14 protein-coding genes and 2 tRNA genes are annotated in these 17,654 nt (G+C 71.2%); 7 read left to right on the plus strand and 9 right to left on the minus strand.

The features are described 5' to 3' along the window. Positions 1-285: 285 nt before the first annotated feature. Both tig and LN251_RS07915 read right to left on the minus strand, forming a co-directional pair. Positions 286-1,686 (minus strand): trigger factor, encoded by a 1,401-nt coding sequence (tig, locus tag LN251_RS07910; RefSeq protein ID WP_458243761.1) that lies wholly within the window; start codon positions 1,684-1,686, stop codon positions 286-288. A 167-nt stretch (positions 1,687-1,853) separates the two neighbouring features. After that, positions 1,854-1,930 (minus strand) — tRNA-Pro (locus tag LN251_RS07915). A 166-nt stretch (positions 1,931-2,096) separates the two neighbouring features. Here LN251_RS07915 and LN251_RS07920 point away from each other — a divergent pair. After that, positions 2,097-2,170 (plus strand) — tRNA-Gly (locus LN251_RS07920). A 162-nt stretch (positions 2,171-2,332) separates the two neighbouring features. Here LN251_RS07920 and LN251_RS07925 read toward each other — a convergent pair. Beyond that, complete coding sequence (locus LN251_RS07925) at positions 2,333-2,527, minus strand: hypothetical protein (RefSeq protein WP_016435177.1); 195 nt, start codon at positions 2,525-2,527, stop codon at positions 2,333-2,335. Positions 2,528-3,112: 585 nt separating this feature from the next. Here LN251_RS07925 and LN251_RS07930 point away from each other — a divergent pair. Further along, positions 3,113-4,231: an acyltransferase family protein gene (locus LN251_RS07930; protein ID WP_458243762.1), complete on the plus strand. Its 1,119-nt coding sequence runs from the start codon at positions 3,113-3,115 to the stop codon at positions 4,229-4,231. Here LN251_RS07930 and LN251_RS07935 read toward each other — a convergent pair. Then, positions 4,221-4,697 carry an HD domain-containing protein gene (locus LN251_RS07935; protein WP_458243763.1) on the minus strand — a complete coding sequence of 159 codons (477 nt, stop codon included), beginning with the start codon at positions 4,695-4,697 and terminating at the stop codon, positions 4,221-4,223. The two genes, LN251_RS07930 and LN251_RS07935, sit on opposite strands and share 11 nt — an antisense overlap. 41 nt (positions 4,698-4,738) lie before the next feature. Beyond that, on the minus strand, positions 4,739-5,923 hold the full coding sequence (locus LN251_RS07940; RefSeq protein WP_458243764.1) for a PP2C family protein-serine/threonine phosphatase: 1,185 nt from the start codon (positions 5,921-5,923) through the stop codon (positions 4,739-4,741). Between the two features lie 188 nt (positions 5,924-6,111). Here LN251_RS07940 and LN251_RS07945 point away from each other — a divergent pair, with 188 nt between their 5' ends. Next, positions 6,112-7,341, plus strand: a complete 1,230-nt coding sequence (locus LN251_RS07945) for a GNAT family N-acetyltransferase (RefSeq protein ID WP_458243765.1) — start codon at positions 6,112-6,114, stop codon at positions 7,339-7,341. 47 nt (positions 7,342-7,388) lie between these two features. On the opposite strand, the gene LN251_RS07950 is transcribed toward LN251_RS07945, so the two are convergent. Both LN251_RS07950 and LN251_RS07955 read right to left on the minus strand, forming a co-directional pair. Then, entirely contained in the window at positions 7,389-8,198 is an 810-nt protein-coding gene (locus LN251_RS07950) for an Fpg/Nei family DNA glycosylase (protein WP_458243766.1), read from the minus strand. Positions 8,199-8,233: 35 nt separating this feature from the next. Further along, positions 8,234-8,722: a ribose-5-phosphate isomerase gene (locus LN251_RS07955; RefSeq protein WP_058925294.1), complete on the minus strand. Its 489-nt coding sequence runs from the start codon at positions 8,720-8,722 to the stop codon at positions 8,234-8,236. Positions 8,723-8,937: 215 nt separating this feature from the next. Between LN251_RS07955 and LN251_RS07960 the strand changes: the two genes are divergently transcribed. Continuing rightward, entirely contained in the window at positions 8,938-10,386 is a 1,449-nt protein-coding gene (locus LN251_RS07960) for an amino acid permease (protein WP_458243767.1), read from the plus strand. 63 nt (positions 10,387-10,449) lie between these two features. Here the strand turns inward: LN251_RS07960 and LN251_RS07965 are convergent, their stop codons facing one another. After that, complete coding sequence (locus tag LN251_RS07965) at positions 10,450-12,867, minus strand: protein kinase domain-containing protein (RefSeq protein ID WP_458244150.1); 2,418 nt, start codon at positions 12,865-12,867, stop codon at positions 10,450-10,452. A gap of 283 nt (positions 12,868-13,150) precedes the next feature. Between LN251_RS07965 and LN251_RS07970 the strand changes: the two genes are divergently transcribed. Beyond that, positions 13,151-13,885, plus strand: coding sequence for an LPXTG cell wall anchor domain-containing protein (locus LN251_RS07970; RefSeq protein ID WP_458243768.1), 735 nt, complete (start codon positions 13,151-13,153; stop codon positions 13,883-13,885). A 132-nt stretch (positions 13,886-14,017) separates the two neighbouring features. Next, positions 14,018-15,373 carry an FAD-binding oxidoreductase gene (locus LN251_RS07975; protein WP_458243769.1) on the plus strand — a complete coding sequence of 452 codons (1,356 nt, stop codon included), beginning with the start codon at positions 14,018-14,020 and terminating at the stop codon, positions 15,371-15,373. On the opposite strand, the gene LN251_RS07980 is transcribed toward LN251_RS07975, so the two are convergent. Beyond that, positions 15,336-15,917: a biotin transporter BioY gene (locus LN251_RS07980; protein WP_058925290.1), complete on the minus strand. Its 582-nt coding sequence runs from the start codon at positions 15,915-15,917 to the stop codon at positions 15,336-15,338. The genes LN251_RS07975 and LN251_RS07980 overlap by 38 nt on opposite strands. Positions 15,918-16,253: 336 nt before the next feature. Between LN251_RS07980 and LN251_RS07985 the strand changes: the two genes are divergently transcribed. Continuing rightward, positions 16,254-17,642: an amino acid permease gene (locus tag LN251_RS07985; protein ID WP_458243770.1), complete on the plus strand. Its 1,389-nt coding sequence runs from the start codon at positions 16,254-16,256 to the stop codon at positions 17,640-17,642. The last annotated feature ends 12 nt before the right edge of the window (positions 17,643-17,654 follow it).

The raw sequence follows: 17,654 nt of genomic DNA on the forward strand, positions 1-17,654 counted from the left end.
CAGATTCGTCACGTATCCACCTGCTCGTCTTACGACGGCGCCGGGCCGTCTCACGTGTTCCCATCCGGGGGCGGGGTGGTTCTGGTGACTCCCCTGCCCTCGTACATGGACCCTAACGCGCAGGCCGGACAGTGCCATCCCGGTTCCCGGACTGTTCGCTGTCAGCGCATGTGCGGTTGCTCCGTGGGACGGCGGGCGGGCACGAGCGCGGGAAAGGGCCCGGGGAGCGTGTCCCCGGGCCCTTTCCCTACGACATCCCTACGACGTCACGCGGAACCGTGAGCGTCAGCCCTCGGTCTTCTCCGCCTCGTCGGCGTCGGTGGCGTCGGCCTCGGTCGCCTCGGCGGCGACGTCGGCGGCGGCCTCCGTCTCCTCCTCGTCGTCCAGGTCGACGATCTCGCCGTTGGTGTCCTTGACCGTGGCGGCCTCGACGACGACCGCGAGGGCCTTGCCGCGGGCGACCTCGCCGACCAGGAGCGGCACCTGGCCGCCCTCGACGACGGCCTGGGCGAACTGGTCGGGGGACATGCCGGAGGAGGCGGCGCGGCGCATGAGGTGCTCGGTGAGCTCCTCCTGGTTGACGTTCAGCTTCTCCTGCTTGACCAGCTCGTCGAGGACGAACTGGGTCTTGATGCCCTTGACCGCGGCTTCCTTGGTCTCGGTGTCGAACTCCTCCTCGGTCTTGCCCTGGATCTCCAGGTACTTCGCGAGGTCGAGACCCATCTGGCCGAGCTGGTGGTGCTCCAGGTTGTGCTTGCGGGTGTTGATCTCGTCCTCGAGCAGCTTCTCGGGGACGGGCACCTCGACGAGCTCCAGCAGCTTCTCCAGGACGCGCTCCTGGGCCTGCGTGGCCTGGTCGTACTGCTTCATGTTCTCGAGGCGCTTGCGGCTGTCGGCCTTGAGCTCCTCGAGGGTGTCGAACTCCGAGGCGAGCTGCGCGAAGTCGTCGTCCAGCTCGGGCAGTTCGCGGGCGGCGACCTGGGTGACCTTGACGGTGACCTCGGCCTCCTTGCCGGCCGCCGAGCCGCCCTTGAGCTCGGAGGTGAAGGTGGCCTCCTCGCCGGCGGACAGGCCCTTGACGGCGTCGTCGATGCCGTCGAGGAGCTCGCCGGAGCCGATGGTGTACGAGACACCGTCGGCGACGCCGTCCTCGAGGACCTCGCCCTCGACCTTGGCCTGCAGGTCGATCGTGACGACGTCGCCGTCCTCGGCGGCGCGCTCGACCGGGGAGGTCGAGGCGAAACGCTCGCGGAGCTGCTCGACGGACTTCTCGACGTCCTCGTCGGTGACCTCGACGGCGTCGACCTCGACCTCGATGCCGGAGTAGTCCGGGATCTCGATGGTCGGGCGGACGTCGACCTCGGCGGTGAAGTTCAGCGTCTCGCCGTCCTTCAGCTCGGTGATGTCGACCTCGGGCTGGCCGAGGACGTCGATCTCCGCCTCGTTGACCGCCTCGGTGTAGAACTTCGGAAGCGCGTCGTTGACCGCCTCCTCCAGGACCGCACCGCGGCCGAACCGCTGGTCGATGACGCGGGCCGGGATCTTGCCCTTCCGGAAGCCCTTCACCGTGACCTGCTGGTTGATCTTCTTGTACGCCGCGTCGAGGCTGTCCTTGAGCTCCTCGAAGGGCACCTCGACAGTGAGCCGAACCCGAGTCGGGTTCAGGGTCTCCACGGCGCTCTTCACGGTTCGGTCTCCTTGGTGGCTGACTGCTTGGGTTCTGCCGGGGCCAGAGCGGCTCCGGCGGATCGCCGCCCGGAGGACTACTTCGTAGAGGAGAGACACACGGGCGTGCAGCTTGCATAGTAACGGCAGCGGCGACACGCCCCAAAGGCGATCACTCGGTGATCACCTGGTCGGGGTGGCGGGATTTGAACCCACGGCCTTCCGCTCCCAAAGCGGACGCGCTACCAAGCTGCGCCACACCCCGTCTGGTGCGACACGTAGGGTACATGCCCGCACGCTGTGCGACCGCCGGTTTTCCCGGAGTGCCGCCGCTCTCGGCCGGCCGGGCGGCCAAGGGGTGTGCGGCGAGGCGGGCCGACCCGCTACGATGCCTTCAGTGCCGCGGTCTCCCGACCTGCGGCGCGCTCTGTGCGGGCGTAGCTCAATGGTAGAGCCCCAGTCTTCCAAACTGGCTACGCGGGTTCGATTCCCGTCGCCCGCTCCATACGGCCCGGGGCCGGACACGAGGATCATCCTCATGTCCGGCCCTGAGTGGTTTCCGGGGTCCGCGGACCCCGCCCTGGCCGGGGCGCCGGGCGGGCGCGTGTCGGCATGGCGGGGCCGCCGCCGGGTACGCGAAGCGTGGGGCGGCCGGTGGGGCTCGGGGTCAGAAGCTGATCGAGTTGATCGTTTCCGCTATCGAGTTCAGGAAGCGGTTGATCGACGGGGCCATGCCGGTCGACGCGAGGAAGAAGCCGAAGAGCACCGCGACGATGGCGGGTCCGGCCTTGATCGATCCACCCCGGATCAGGACCACCAGGATGATCGCCAACAGCAGCACCACTGACAGTGAAATGGCCACAACTGATCACACACCCTTGGTCGGTCCGCTCTCCCGGCCCGGGGGCGCATCCCCGCGCACCCCCGCCAGAACCATCGTGCCACCAACAGGGCCTGCGTATGCGGCTGGTGGGACATCGGCGCGGCACCTGTGTCACAGCTTTGCCTGAACCATACGGACGCACGGGCGCCACGGGCCCCAACACGGGCCGTCCGCACGGCAATTCGAGGACCCACCCGCCCAGGTAATTCGGCGGGATCGTTTCCATGTCCACACAACGCGTTCGCAGTTATTTCGAATTGTCGTCACGGGCACATCAAAGCGGAGGGACAGCCGACCCATTTGTCATGATTCATCCGGACTAAGCCACCCATAAGGCCAGCGAGCGACTCCGGTGGAATGTCCCCTTCATGCCTCTTTGCCAGGATGAATCGTGAGGTCAACTCCCCGCATTTTCGGGGCACACGAAGCCCATAAGCAGGAATGACATGGACGGTTTCACGAATAGCCACAGACAACGCTAGGGTGCCTCAGATGTTTCACGCCGCCTCGTCCCCCGGTCAGCACAGAACGCCGCTCCCTCCGGCACAGTCGCCGGCGTCGGGAGTGCCGAGTCCGCGTTCGCCGCAGAGTCAGCAGGCGCGTGCGGCCCAGGGACGGCCGGCCCGGCCCGGCAAGCAGCGCGACGCCTTCTTCGACAACGCCAAGTACCTGGCGATCGTGCTGGTGGCCATGGGCCACTCCTGGGAGCCGCTGAAGGGCGACAGTCGCGTCCTGGAGGGCGTGTACACGGTCGTCTACGCCTTCCACATGCCGGCGTTCATCATCATCTCCGGCTTCTTCTCGCGCAGTTTCGACATGCGCCCCGACCGCCTCAGGCGCCTGGTCACCGGCGTCCTGGTGCCCTACGTCGTGTTCGAGACGGCGTACTCCCTGTTCAAGCGCTACGGCGACCACGATCCGGGCATGGACGTCAGCCTGCTCGATCCCTGGTACCTCACCTGGTTCCTGATCGCCCTGTTCATCTGGCGGCTGACCACCCCGCTGTGGAAGACGGTCCGGTGGCCGCTGCCGCTCGCGCTCGCCGTGGCCATGCTGGCGTCCGTCTCCCCGGACATCGGCGACGACCTCGACCTGCAGCGGGTGCTGCAGTTCCTGCCGTACTTCGTGCTGGGTCTGTGCATGAAGCCGGAGCACTTCCACAGGGTGCGCACGCGCCGGGTGCGGATGCTGTCCGTGCCGGTCTTCGCGGCCGCGCTGGCCGTCGGCTGGTGGGCCGTGCCCCGGATGAACACCGCCTGGTTCTACCACCGCGACGCCGCCCAGAACCTGGGCGCGCCCTGGTGGTCGGGGCCGGTCATGACGCTGGCGCTGTTCGGCTGCTCGCTGCTGCTGACCGTCTGCTTCTTCGCCTGGGTGCCGCGCCGGCGGATGTGGTTCACGGCACTCGGGGCGGGCACCCTGTACGGCTATCTGCTGCACGGTTTCGTGGTCAAGGCCGGTGACTTCTACGGCTGGTTCGACTACGGCTGGATGCGCCGGCCGCTCGGCGAGATCCTCGTGACGCTCGCGGCGGCCGCCGTCGTCACCGTGCTGTGCACCCGGCCGGTGCAGCGGGTGTTCCGGTTCGCGATGGAGCCGGAGATGAAGTGGGCCTTCCGGCCCGACTCCGTCGAGGCGGCGCGCGGCCGGGTCAACGCCCCGCGCGAGAAGGTCAGCGCCTAGCCACACCCCAGCAGGGCGCCGCGGCGTCCAGACCGAGAAGTGCGCGCATGCCGGCGTACTTCTCGGTCAGTCGTGTGCGGGTGGCCTCGTCGGCGACGCCCGCGATGCGCGCCGGGTCGGCGTTGTGCGCGATGTCCGCGGCCTTCACCAGGAGCGCGCCGGGGGTGGCCAGGATCCGGTCGGCGTACTCCCGCGCCGGCTCGCCGTCCCGTTTGGTGAGGGCGAGCACGATGTCCTGGGTACGGGTGCTCAGTTCGAGGCCGCGCAGCCACCGCTCCGTCAGCGGCGTGTCCTCGACGGCGTCGTGCAGCCAGGCCGCCTTCAGCTGGTCCTCGTCCCCCGCGCAGGCGCGTACGCCCGCCACGACGGCGACGAGGTGCTCCACGTAGGGGCGGTCCTGCTTGTCGGTCTGGGTGGCGTGCGCCCAGCGCGCGATCTTCTCGACTTCGAGGAGCGACAGTGTCATGGCCCCAGTCTGTCCTGGCGCCGGACCGCCCTCGCAGGCGGCTACATCAGCCTGGGCTGCCCGGCCGTCGGGCCCTCGCGGCAGATCAGCAGCAGGGCCCGGTCGTCGTTGACGTCCTTGGCCACCGCCTCGATCAGATGCCAGGCCGCGCCGTGGAAGCCGCCCGCGACATACCGGTCGGCCTCCCCGGTCAGCCGGTCGATGCCCTCGACGATGTCCCGGTCGGAGGTTTCCACCAGCCCGTCCGTGAACAGCATCAACACGTCTCCGGGGCGGAGCGATCCCTTCACGGGGTCGAACTGGGCGCCGTCGTACACACCGAGCAGCGGCCCCTCGGCCGCCTTCTCCTCCCAGCGGCCGCTGCCCGCGCTGAGCTGCAGGCCCGGCGGGTGGCCGGCGGAGTAGAGCTCGTAGTCGCCGGAGTCGAGGTCCAGCACGAGGTGGATGGAGGTCGCGAAGCCCTCGTCCCAGTCCTGGCGCAGGAGGTAGCCGTTCGCGGCCGGGAGGAAGGCGTGCGGCGGCAGCGAGCCCAGCAGGCCGCCGAAGGCGCCGGACAGCAGCAGGGCTCGCGAACCGGCGTCCATGCCCTTGCCGGACACGTCCGTCAGGACGACCTCCAGGGTGCGGCCGCCGTTCGTGCGGGCCGCGACCACGAAGTCGCCCGAGAAGGACTGGCCGCCGGCCGGGCGCAGGGCCATCTCGCGGTGCCAGCCGCCGGGCAGCGTGGGCAGCTTGCTCTGGACGCGGATGCGTTCGCGCAGGTCGAAGAGCATGGTGCCGCCGCGCCGCCAGGGCACGCCGACCCGGCTGCGGAACTGGGCCACCAGCAGGCCGAAGAAGCCGCACGCGGCGACGGCGAGGACCACGCCCGGCGTGACCCGCGAGGGGCCCTCCGTGTAGGGGCCGAGCTTCACCGACTCCACGATCAGCGCCGTGGCCGCCGCCGCGTACAGGCCGAGCAGGCTCGCCGGACGCAGCAGCAGGCCGCCCGCGACGATCGGCACGACGAGCAGGGCCGGCGAGCACCACACCGAGTTGGCCAGGGTCACGGCCGCGATGACGGGGATGGTGAACAGCAGCAGGCCCAGGGCCATCCATTCCGAGCCGTCCCCGCGGAAGTAGTCGACGGCGCTTCTGCGCACGCCGACCCGGGCCCGGTGCCACTGCATCTTCAACCGGGCCGTGAACGTCTCGGCTTCCGCGCGCCGCTCTCGTCCTGCTGCCATTAGTTCGGGACCTTATCCGTCGGACCCGCCACTTGGCACAGGAGGTACGACTTGTCCCCCATCCGAGATTCAACTTCACAGGCACCGGCAAGGCCGTGAATAGACCGTTTTGTACGGGCCTGTTGAGCCCTTCGGCCTGCGCCGGAAATTCCCTCGCTCCTCCCGTGCGGCCCTGGTAGGCATGGTTCATGGGGAACGACGTGCGCGCGCTGCGGCAGGACGAATGGGACGAGTGGTACGACAACCTGATCCGCGCCTTCGGCGGGGTCGCGGAGTCGGACGAGGAGCGCGCGCTGTGGCGCGAGCTGATCGATCCGCGGCGGTGCGTGGGCGTCTGGGACGGTGCGGCGTGCGTCGGGACGGCCGGGGCGTTCGCCTTCCGGCTGACCGTGCCCGGCGGGACCGCGGTGCCGGCCGCCGGCGTCACCATGGTCTCGGTGGCCGCCACGCACCGGCGCCGGGGTGTCCTGACGTCCATGATGCGGCGGCAGTTGGACGACGTGCGGTCCTGGGGCGAGCCGCTGGCCGTGCTGACGGCCTCCGAGCCCGCGATCTACGGGCGCTTCGGGTACGGGACGGCGACCTTCCACGTGAACGCCGAGATCGACACGACCCGTGTCCGGCTGTCCGTGCCGCCCGGCACCGATGAGGTGCGGCTGCGGTACGCGCGCCCCGGGGACGTGCTGGACGCCTGCGAGGCGCTGTACGCCCGGCTCGTGCCGCGGCGGCCCGGGATGCTGGTGCGCGGGCCGGGCTGGGAGCGGCTGGGGGTGCTGGACCCGGAGAGCGACCGGGGCGGCGCGTCACCGCAGCAGTGCGTGCTCGCGGAACGGGAGGGCGAGGTCGTCGGCTACGCCCGGTTCCGCGTCAAGCCGGACTGGGAGCCGACCGGCCCCGTCGGCACGGTGGTGGTGCAGGACGTGGAGGCGCTGGATCCGGCGGCGCACGCGGCGTTGTGGCGGTTCCTGTGCGAGATCGACCTCACGTCGAAGGTGTTCGCCCGGGGCCGCCCGCTGGACGAGGGCTGGCAGCACCTGGTCTCCGACATCCGGCGGTGCTCGCTGCGGACGCGGGACTCCCTGCACGTACGGCTGGTGGACGTCGGCGCGGCGCTCCAGGCACGGACGTATCAGGCGCCGGTGGATGTGGTGCTGGCGGTCGAGGACGCCTTCTGCCCCTGGAACGAGGGTCGTTGGCGGCTGACCGGCGACCCTAAGGGCGCCTCCTGCGCCCGCACCGACGACGCCCCCGATCTCGCCCTGTCCGTACGGGAGTTGGGGTCGGCTTATCTCGGCGGAGTCACCCTGAAGGCACTCGCCGCGGCCGGGCGGGTGCGGGAACTGCGCCAGGGCGCGCTGGCGGAGGCGTCACTGGCCTTCGCGTCCACGGTGGCCCCTTGGCTGCCGCACGGCTTCTAGGGCGCGTGCCAGGCATCGCGGGGCAGGCGGGACTTTCGACGCACGCCCTAGGCGCGCTGGCAGGTGGGGCACCAGAAGAGGTTGCGGGCGGCGAGGTCGGCGGTGCGGATCTCGCCGCCGCAGATGTGGCAGGGCAGGCCGGCCCGGCGGTAGACGTAGACCTCGCCGCCGTGGTCGTCGACGCGCGGCGGGCGGCCCATCGCCTCCGGGGTGTGTTCGGGGCGGACGGTGTCGATGCGGTTGTGGCGCACGCCCTCCCGCATCAGCGCGACGAGGTCGGCCCAGATCGCGTCCCACTCGGCCGGGGTGATGTCCCTGCCCGCCCGGTAGGGGTCGATGCCGTGCCGGAAGAGGACCTCGGCGCGGTAGACGTTGCCGACGCCGGCGATCACCTTCTGATCCATCAGCAGCCCGGCGATCGAAGTACGGCTGCGGGAGATCCGCCGGTACGCCACCCGCGGGTCGGCGTCGTCCCGCAGCGGGTCGGGGCCGAGGCGGGCGTGTATCGCCTCCTTCTCGGCGTCGGTGACGAGCGCGCAGGTCGTCGGGCCGCGCAGGTCGACGTAGGAAGTGTCGTTCGCCAGGCGCAGCCGGACGGTGTCGGTCGGCGGGGGCGCCGGGGCGGCGCCGAAGGTCACCTTGCCGAACAGGCCGAGGTGGATGTGGACCCAGTCGCCGTCGCGGAAGCCCAGGAAGAGGTGCTTGCCGTGGGCTTCCGTACGGGTGAGCAGGGCGCCGTCGAGCAGGGCGGCGGCGTCGGAGAACTTGCCCTGGGGGCTGGTGACGCGCGGCGCCGTGCCGGAGAAGCGGCCGGCGTAGTCGGACGCCAGCCGGTGGATCGTGTGCCCCTCTGGCACGGTGCCTGTTCCTTTCCGGCCCCTGTCGCGGGGCGTCAGTCCTGCTGCGGGTGGTGCGCCGGGATCGGGGGCAGGTCGCCCGTCGTCTCGTAGTCCGCGAGCATGTCGATGCGGCGGATGTGGCGCTCGTCACCGGAGAACGGGGTGCCCAGGAAGGTCTCGACGAACTTCGTCGCCTCCTCGGTGGTGTGCATGCGCGCGCCCACCGCCACGACGTTGGCGTTGTTGTGCTGGCGGCCGAGCGAGGCGGTCTCCTCGCTCCAGGCGAGCGCCGCTCGCACACCCTTCACCTTGTTCGCGGCGATCTGCTCGCCGTTGCCGGAGCCGCCGATCACGATGCCGAGGGCGTCGGGGTCCGCGGCCGTCCGCTCGGCGGCACGCAGGCAGAAGGGCGGGTAGTCGTCCTGGGCGTCGTAGAGGTGCGGGCCGCAGTCGACGGGGTCGTGGCCGGCCGCCTTCAACCACTCGACGAGGTGGTTCTTGAGTTCGAAGCCGGCATGGTCGGAGCCGAGATACACGCGCATGCCTGTGAGTGTGACACGGCCGTTTCAGGGCAGCAGCCCCGGGTGTCGGCCAAGGGGAATCCGCACTTCACCATGGAACCTCAAGGAAACCTCAAATAACGATCCGGATTCAAAGGTTCACGAATTCCTTTGCCTCCGTTTCACTGGACCGACCCGTACACACCCCTGTGCGGGAAACCGCTCAGACCGCTCACCCGGCGCAAAGGAATTCCCCCATGACTTCCGGGCACCAGCCCTCCGGGCTCCAGGCAGGACTCAAGAACCGCCATCTGTCGATGATCGCCATCGGCGGTGTCATCGGCGCCGGCCTCTTCGTCGGCTCCAGCTCCGGCATCGCCACCGCGGGACCCGGCATCCTCCTGTCGTACGCCCTCGTCGGCACCCTCGTCGTCCTCGTGATGCGCATGCTCGGCGAGATGTCCGCCGCGAACCCCACCTCCGGTTCGTTCTCCGCCCACGCCGACCGGGCGCTGGGCCGCTGGGCCGGGTTCTCCATCGGCTGGCTGTACTGGTTCTTCTGGGTGGTGGTGCTGGCCGTGGAGGCCACGGCCGGCGCCAAGATCCTCGAGGGCTGGATACCGGCGGTCCCGCAGTGGGGCTGGGCACTCATCGTGATGGTCGTGCTGACCGCCACCAACCTCGTCTCGGTCGGCTCCTACGGCGAGTTCGAGTTCTGGTTCGCCGGGATCAAGGTGGTCGCGATCGGCGCGTTCATCGTCGTCGGCGCGCTCGCGGTGTTCGGCGTGCTGCCGGGCGTCCACAGCGACAAGGCGGGCCTGGACAACCTGACCGGCCACGGAGGCTTCCTCCCGCACGGCCCCGGCGCGATCCTCACCGGCGTGCTGCTCGTCGTGTTCTCCTTCATGGGCAGCGAGATCGCGACACTGGCCGCGGGCGAGTCGGAGAACCCGCAGCGCGCGGTGACGAAGTCGACGAACAGCATCATCTGGCGGATCGCCGTCTTCTACCTGGGCTCGATCTTCGTCGTCGTCTGCCTCCTGCCGTGGAACGACCCGGCCATCAAGGACAAGGGCTCCTACGTCGCGGCCCTCGACTCCCTCGGGATCGCGCACGCCGGCCAGATCATGAACTTCATCGTGCTGACGTCGGTGCTCTCCTGCCTCAACTCCGGCCTCTACACGGCCTCCCGCATGGCCTTCTCGCTGGGCGAGCGGGGTGACGCGCCGAAGGCGTTCGCGCGGACCACGTCGCGGGGCGTGCCGATGGCGGCGATCGTGGCGTCGGTGGTGTTCGGCTTCGTGGCCGTCTTCTTCAACTACAAGTTCCCCGACTCGGTCTTCCTGTTCCTGGTCAACTCCAGTGGTGCGGTGGCCCTGTTCGTGTGGCTGGTCATCTGCTTCTCGCAGCTGCGGATGCGGCGGATCATCCAGGCCGAGGCGCCGGAGAAGCTGGTCGTGCGGATGTGGCTGTACCCGTATCTGACGTGGGCGACGGCGGCGTTGATCGTGTTCGTGCTGGCCTACATGCTCACCGACACGGAGCACGACGGGCGGGAGACGGTGCTGCTGTCCCTGCTGGTCGCGGCGGTCGTGGTGGCGATCGCCGTGCTCCGGCAGAAGGTTCTCGGGGCCGGGCGGGCGGCCGTGGGCGACACCGTGCCCGCAGAGGCCGGGCACGAGGCCGGGAAGGTCAAGACCGGCTGACGCGGACGGCGTCCTGCGGACGGAAGGGGCTCGCGGTGCGGACCGCGGGCCCCTTCCGTGCGCTCACAGCACGGTGAAGCTGTCCTTGACCCGGTCGTAGACCCCGACGGCCCGGGTCTCGATGTCCGGGTGGTACCAGGTGTTGATCTGGTACGACCTGCCCTCCTGGTCGAAGCCGAGCAGCCGCGCGTGCCAGTTCACGCCCTTGAGGGTGAAGGTGTACTCCCAGACGACCGCCGGGTGGCCGCGGAAGGTCGTCTGTTCCAGGCGGATCTTCTGGTAGTTCTGGCCCTGGTGGGCGTCCTGCTCCGACTTCCGCCAGGTCCCCATCAGGTCGTCGCGGGCGATGGCGGACTTGGCCACGAGTTCCTGGGCGCCGTCGGGCGAGGTGTAGTGGACCTCGGCTCCCGTCATCACGTTGCGCTTCCAGCCCGCGGGGGTCGCCCACGCGTATCCGCCGGCCTCCGCGTGGGTCCCGGGCGGCAGCGTACGGGGCCGGGAGGTGCCCTCGACGGTGGGCGGCGGACCGGACCCGGAGGTGGTGGGTGGCTTGGTCGCGGAGGTCGTGGGACCGGCGTGATCGCCGCCGTGCCCACCGGAGTTCAGCAGCACCGTCACGACGACCGCGGCACCGGCGGCGACCAGCGCTGCGGCGGCCAGAAGCCCCGCACGGCGACGACGCCGAGCGGGGGTGGCAGGAGGCTCCCCGTGCAGCGGATGGGGGCCGAGTCGGGGCCGGGTGCCCTGCTCGTGCAGCGAGCGGTCGGGCGGCGCCGGTCGCTGCCGGGCCACCGCGGGGGCTCGGGTCAGGGAGACGCCGGGGCGGGTGGGGCCGGGAGGGGCGGCGTGGGGCGAAGTGGGTTCACTGGTGCGGGAGTTGACGGACGGCGCCTCCGCACCGGCTTCGGAGCGCAGCTCGGAGGGGACTTCGACGGAGGCGGCGGCGGGGGCGGGGGCGGCGGGGGACGTGCCGGGGGGTCCCCCGGGTTCCGCGGGGCGGACGAGAGCTGCACCGGGTTGCGCGCGGCCGACGGGTGACTCGCCGGGTTGCGCGCGCCCGACGGGTGACTCGCCGGGTTGCGCGCCGCCGACGGGTGACTCGCCGGGTTGTGCGCGCCCGACAGGTGACTCGCCGGGTTGCGCGCCGCCGACGGGTGACTCGCCGGGTTGTGCGCGCCCGACAGGTGACGCGGGTGCCGGCGCGCCGTCGGCCCAGGGCGCCGATGCCAGGGCACCGTCGGCCCGGGGCACCGATGCCGGGGCACCGTCGGACCGGCGCGCGGGTGCAGGTGGATCGCCGGCCGGAGGGACGGGGGCTGATGGGCCGTCGGCCGGAGGGACGGGACCCGGCGGGCCGTCGGCCGGTGCAGCGGGGCTGGGCAGGCCGTCCGACGGCGCGGCGGGGGTGGGCGTCGCGTCAGGAGGTTCGGGTGGGGTGTGACCGCCGTGGCGTAGTTTCTGTGTCTCCTGCCGGGCGGTGGGGGGAACGTCCTCCGGGGGCTCGGGGCGCCTGGGGTCGCGGGCGGCTCGTACCAGACGGGTGTGCGGGGTGGCCGCGGCGGGTGGTTCGCCGGAGGGCCCGTGCTGGGGGGTGGGCGGCTCTGGCTCGGGGGTGACCGGGGGTGCCGGGGTGGTTCCCGCGGCCGTCGGCCGGCCCTGGGGCTGCCGTTCCTCCGGGGCGTCCGCGCCGCCCCCGCCCACCGGCAAGGTCGGCGTGGGGGCTGGGAAGGCGACCGGGCGCAGGGCCTCCTCCAGTTCCGCGAGGCCCGGCCTGGCTTCCGGTTCCTTCTCCAGCAGTGCCGCCAGGACGCCGCTCAAGGGTCCGGCCGCGGCGGGGAGTTCGGGCTCCTCGTAGAGGACCGCGTGCAGGGTGGCCAGGGTCGTGCCGCGGGAGAAGGGGGAACGGCCGCCCAGGGCCGCGCAGAGGGTCGCGCCCAGGGACCAGATGTCGGACGGCGGGCCCTGCGGGCGTCCGGAGATCCGCTCGGGTGCCATGTAGTCGGGCGAGCCGACCAGCATGCCGACCATGGTGAGAGCCTTGGCGTCCTGGATCGCGGCGATACCGAAGTCGGTCAGGACGATCCGCCGGTCGGGTTCCGGGGAACCCTCGACGAGTACGTTCCCGGGTTTGATGTCGCGGTGCAGGACGCCTCGGGCGTGGACCTGCCGCAGGGCCGCCACCAGACCGAGCCCCGTGCGAGCCGTCTCCCGCGGACCGAGGGGCCCGTCCTCGGCCAGGACGCGTTCCAGCGAACGGCCCCTGACCAACTCCATGACGATCCACAGACGTTCGCCCTCGTCGACGACGTCGTAGACGCGCACCACGTTGGGGTGGTCGATGCGGGCCGTCGCCCTGGCCTCGCGCAGGGTGCGCTCGCGGCGGGTACGCGTGTCCTCGCCGTCCAGGCCGTCTATCCGGATCTCCTTGACGGCCACCGGGCGGTCGAGTATTTCGTCGGCCGCCCGCCACACCCGCCCCATTCCCCCCTGCCCGATACTCTCGACCAGGCGATAACGCCCCGTCACCAGAAGACCCTGAACACCACCGCTCCTCGCATTCCCCGGCAATTCCACGGCGCCCCCTCGATGAACTGACACATCCCCTGAAACCCGAGACGACCTCGGTAGCGCTCCGATCCGCCCCCACTGAAACACAATGGTCACACTTCGTGCCGTACCAGCATAGTGCGGAGAAATCTTGTGGTACCTCTTCAAGTACTGCGAATTCAGGCGCAGCCGGGGGAAGCACAAGGGGGGTCCGAACATGAGTTCTCGCCGCATCACGGTCATCGCAGGATCGCTGGTCACCGCATCTTTTTCGGTGGTGATGATCCTTTCCTGCACTGCCAGCGCGGATGACCAGGGACCCGGGAGCAGCAAGGGCGGAAAGGTGATGGACAAGGCGCCGGCGGGCGTCGAGCTGACCACATTCCTGCCTTCGAAGATCTCGGTCGACAACAGCACGAAGAAGACGGCGATCACCGCCACGGTGAAGAATCAGGGGAGCAAGGACAGCGGAAAGATCCAGCTCTTGGTCGTCGGTTTCGACGGTCTCACGGTCAAGAACGTCGCCGGCTGTTCGGCGATCGCCGAGAACAGCCTTCCGAAAGGCTCGAACAGCGGTTTCTCCTGCCCCATCGACAATCTGGCGGCCGGTAAATCGAAGTCGTACGCCGTCGACGCGACGTACGACCTGGGCAAGACCGGGAAGATCTGTCTGCCCGTGCAGACCGTTGACGGGAAGAAGACGTACTGGCAGCAGGGGCCGGTCCCCTTCGGCACCAACAACCCCTCTCCGAACGCCCCCGCCACCCCGCTGCTCCTCGGCACCGACAACAAGCCGGTGGCGCCGGGCGGCGAGACCGAACTGCCCAAGACCGGTGTCGGGCGGGACGTCCTGCCGCTGGGCGCGGCGGGCGCGGCACTGGTCGCGGCCGGTGCGGCCGGGCTGTGGTGGTCGACCCGGCGGCCGGTCGGCCCGCTGCGGCCGCGCGGCTGAGCGGGTCCGGCCGCGCCGGCCGGGCTGAGCGGACGGCATGTCCGACGGGCCCGGCGGGGGTGATCGCCCTCGCCGGGCCCTTTCCCGAAAAGCTGACGGCGGTTGTCAGGTTACGCGGGCACAGTGCGGGTCATGGATGTCGCCGAGAACCCCACCGAACCGCTCGTCCTGCGCCCCGGCGACCCGGGCTACGACGGCGAACTCGGCGGTTTCCAGACCGGGTTCGAACAGCGGCCGGACGTGGTCTTCGCCGCCTCCTCGGCCGGTGACGTGTCCGCCGCCGTGCGGTACGCGGCCGGGCACGGCCTGCCGATCGGCGTCCAGGCCACCGGTCACGGGCTGCCCGGAGCCTCGCAGGGCGGCGTGCTCGTCACGACGAGGCGCATGGACGGCGTGGCCGTCGATGCCGGCGCACGCACCGTCCGGGTGCGGGCGGGTGTCCGCTGGGGCCAGGTCGTCGCGGCGGCCGAACCGTACGGGCTCGCGCCGCTCAACGGCTCCGCGCCCGGCGTCGGCGCCGTCTCCTACACCCTGGGCGGCGGACTGGGCATCCTCGCCCGGGAGTTCGGGTACGCGGCCGACCATGTGCGCGCGGTGGACATGGTGACGGCGGACGGGCGGTGCCGGCATGTGACCCGCGCCTGCGACCCCGACCTGTACTGGGCGCTGCTGGGCGCCGGCGCCGACTTCGGCGTCGTGACCGGGCTGGAGATCGGGCTTGTACCGGTGCACCGGCTCTACGGCGGCTCGCTCGCCTTCGACGGGCACGCGGTGGACCCGGCGGCCCTGCTGCGCGCGTACGAGGAGTGGACCCGGACCGTGCCGGACGAGCTGACCTCGTCTTTCGCCGCCGTACCGTATCCGGACCTGCCGGCGCTTCCACCGCGGTTGCGCGGGCGGTACGTGGTCTCGGTGCGGGTCGCGTACACCGGCGGCGACGGTGACGCGGTCGTGGCGCCGCTGCGGGAGTTCGGGCCCGTGCTCGCCGACTCGCTGCGCGAGATGCCGTACGCGCAGAGCCACACCATCCACAGCGACCCGGACTTCCCGCACGCCTACTACGGCGACAGCGCGGTGCTGAGCGAACTGAACCTCGCCGGGGCCGGTGAACTGCTCGCCCGCACCGGGCCGGACGCGGGCGGGCCGATGTGCGTGGTGCAGATCAACCATCTGGGCGGGGCCCTCGCGCGGCCCGCGCCGAACTGCGTGCCTTATCGCGAAGGACGTTTCCTGCTGCGGCTGTTGAGCGCCGGGGAGCGGGAGGCGGCCCGTGCGGTGGTGGACCCGGCCCTCGCGCTGCTCGCGAACACGACGATCGGGCGGGCCCGCAACTTCGCCTTCGGGGCCGGTGACCGGAGCGAGGGACTGTACGACCCCGGAACGCACGCGAGGCTCGCCGGGATGAGGGCGAGCCTCGACCCGGCGAACCTCTTCGCCGGCCCCTACGGCCTCAGCGCCTGCCGACGAGCTTCCAGGCGGCCGGCATGAGACCCATGGCCAGGGCGGCCTTGAGGGCGTCGCCGATCAGGAACGGCGTGAGGCCGGCCGCGACCGCGGCGGAGGCGGACAGGCCGGCGGCGTAGGCCAGGTACGGGACACCGACGGCGTAGATGAGGGCCTCGCCCAGCAGCATCGTGCCCGCCATGCGCCAGACGGAGCGGTCGGCGCCGCGGCGGGCCAGGGCGCCGACGGCGGCGGACGCGAGCAGCATGCCGAGGATGTAGCCGAAGGAGACGGAGACACCGGAGGTGCCGCCCGCGAACCACGGCACACCGGCGAGTCCGGCGAGCGCGTACAGGACGAGCGAGGCCAGCCCGCGGCTCGCGCCGAGGCTCGTGCCGACCAGCAGAGCGGCGAAGGTCTGGCCGGTCACGGGCACCGGGGAGTGCGGGACGGGCACGGAGATCTGGGCCGCGAGACCGGTGAGCACGGCACCGCCGACCACGAGGGCCACGTCCCGGACGCGGGAGGCGGGGAGCAGGTCGGCGAGGACCTGTCCGGGGCGGGCGGGGGTGACGGCAGCGGTGCTCATGGGGGCTCCGGGGTCGGGACGGGCGGGGACACCGTGACGCTAACCCGGAGTGCTCCCCGCGATCACCGTCAGCGCCCGACAAAGGCCGACGGCGGGCCTTGGTGGGCTCCGGACAAAGGATGCCCGTTACACCGGCTCCGGCGTGACACCGCTCACTCGGCGGGCGTGACCTGGGCTTCGTCGTGCTCCGCGGCACCCGGCCGAAGACGCGCGTAGCCGGTCGATCACTCCGCGCAGCCTACCCGTCCGGATGCTGGGCGGCCCTGCCTCGCGGCCGCGTGGGCCGCCCAGACTGTGGGCGTTTTGCCCATCTCACGCATTGGACGAGCCGCGCCCATGCCGCACAGCACCACCCCGGTCGACGCACCGCCGCGAGCGGACGACGACACCGCCCTGTCCCACGGCCTCAAGCAGCGCCATCTGTCGATGATCGCCCTCGGCGGGGTGATCGGGGCGGGGCTGTTCGTCGGTTCCGGCGCCGGTATCGCCGCCGCCGGGCCGTCGATCGTGGTCGCCTACGCCCTGTCCGGTCTCCTCGTGATGCTGGTGATGCGGATGCTGGGCGAGATGTCGGCCGCGTATCCCTCGTCGGGCTCGTTCTCGGCGCACGCCGAGCGGGCCCTCGGGCCGTGGGCGGGGTTCACCGCCGGCTGGTCGTTCTGGGTGCTGCTGTGCACGGCCGTCGGCCTGGAGGGCATCGGCGCGGCGAAGATCGTGACCGGATGGCTGCCGCAGACCCCGGAGTGGGGGTGGGTCGCCCTGTTCATGGTGGTGTTCTGTGCCGCCAACCTCGCCGCGGTGAAGAACTTCGGCGAGTTCGAGTTCTGGTTCGCGGCCCTGAAGGTCGGTGCGATCAGCCTGTTCCTGGTCCTGGGCGTGCTGGCGATCGCGGGCGTCCTGCCCGGCACGGACTCCCCCGGGGCGAGCAACCTCGGTGACTTCCTGCCGCACGGCGGCGAGGGCCTGCTGGTCGGCCTGCTCGCCTCGGTCTTCGCCTACGGCGGCCTGGAGACGGTCACCATCGCGGCGGCCGAGTCGCCGGACCCGGTGCGGGGCGTGGCGAGCGCCGTCCGTACGGCGATGTGGCGCATCGCGCTGTTCTACATCGGCTCGATGGCGGTCGTCGTCACCGTGGTCCCCTGGGACTCGGCGGAGGTGGTGGAGAAGGGCCCGTACGTCGCCGCTCTGGACCATCTCGGCATCCCCGGCGCCGGACAGCTGATGAACGTGGTCGTCCTGGTCGCGCTGCTGTCCGCCATGAACGCCAACGTCTACGGCTCCTCGCGTATCGCCTACTCGCTGGTCGAGCGCGGTCAGGGCCCCAAGGCGCTGGGCCGGGTGTCGGGCGGGGTGCCGCGCACGGCCGTGCTGGCCTCGTCCGTCTTCGGCTTCGGGTGCGTGGTGCTCAGCTACTGGCGTCCGGACGACGTCTTCCCGTGGCTGCTGAACATGATCGGCGCGGTGATCCTGGTCGTGTGGATCTTCATCGCCGTCTCGCAGCTGCGGCTGCGCGGCCGACTGGAGCGTGAGGCACCGGACCGGCTGGTCGTGCGGATGTGGGCCTTCCCGGTGCTGACCTGGGTCGCGCTGGCGGGCATGGTGGCGATCTTCGTCCTGATGGCCCGCGAGCCGGGCACCCGGGTGCAGCTGTACTCGACGGGCGGGATGACGCTGTTCCTGGCGGTCGTGGGGTACGCCTGGCAGCGCGCCCGCGCGAGCCGCTGAGGAAGCCGCTGC

This window comes from Streptomyces sp. MAI_2237 (assembly GCF_054189285.1).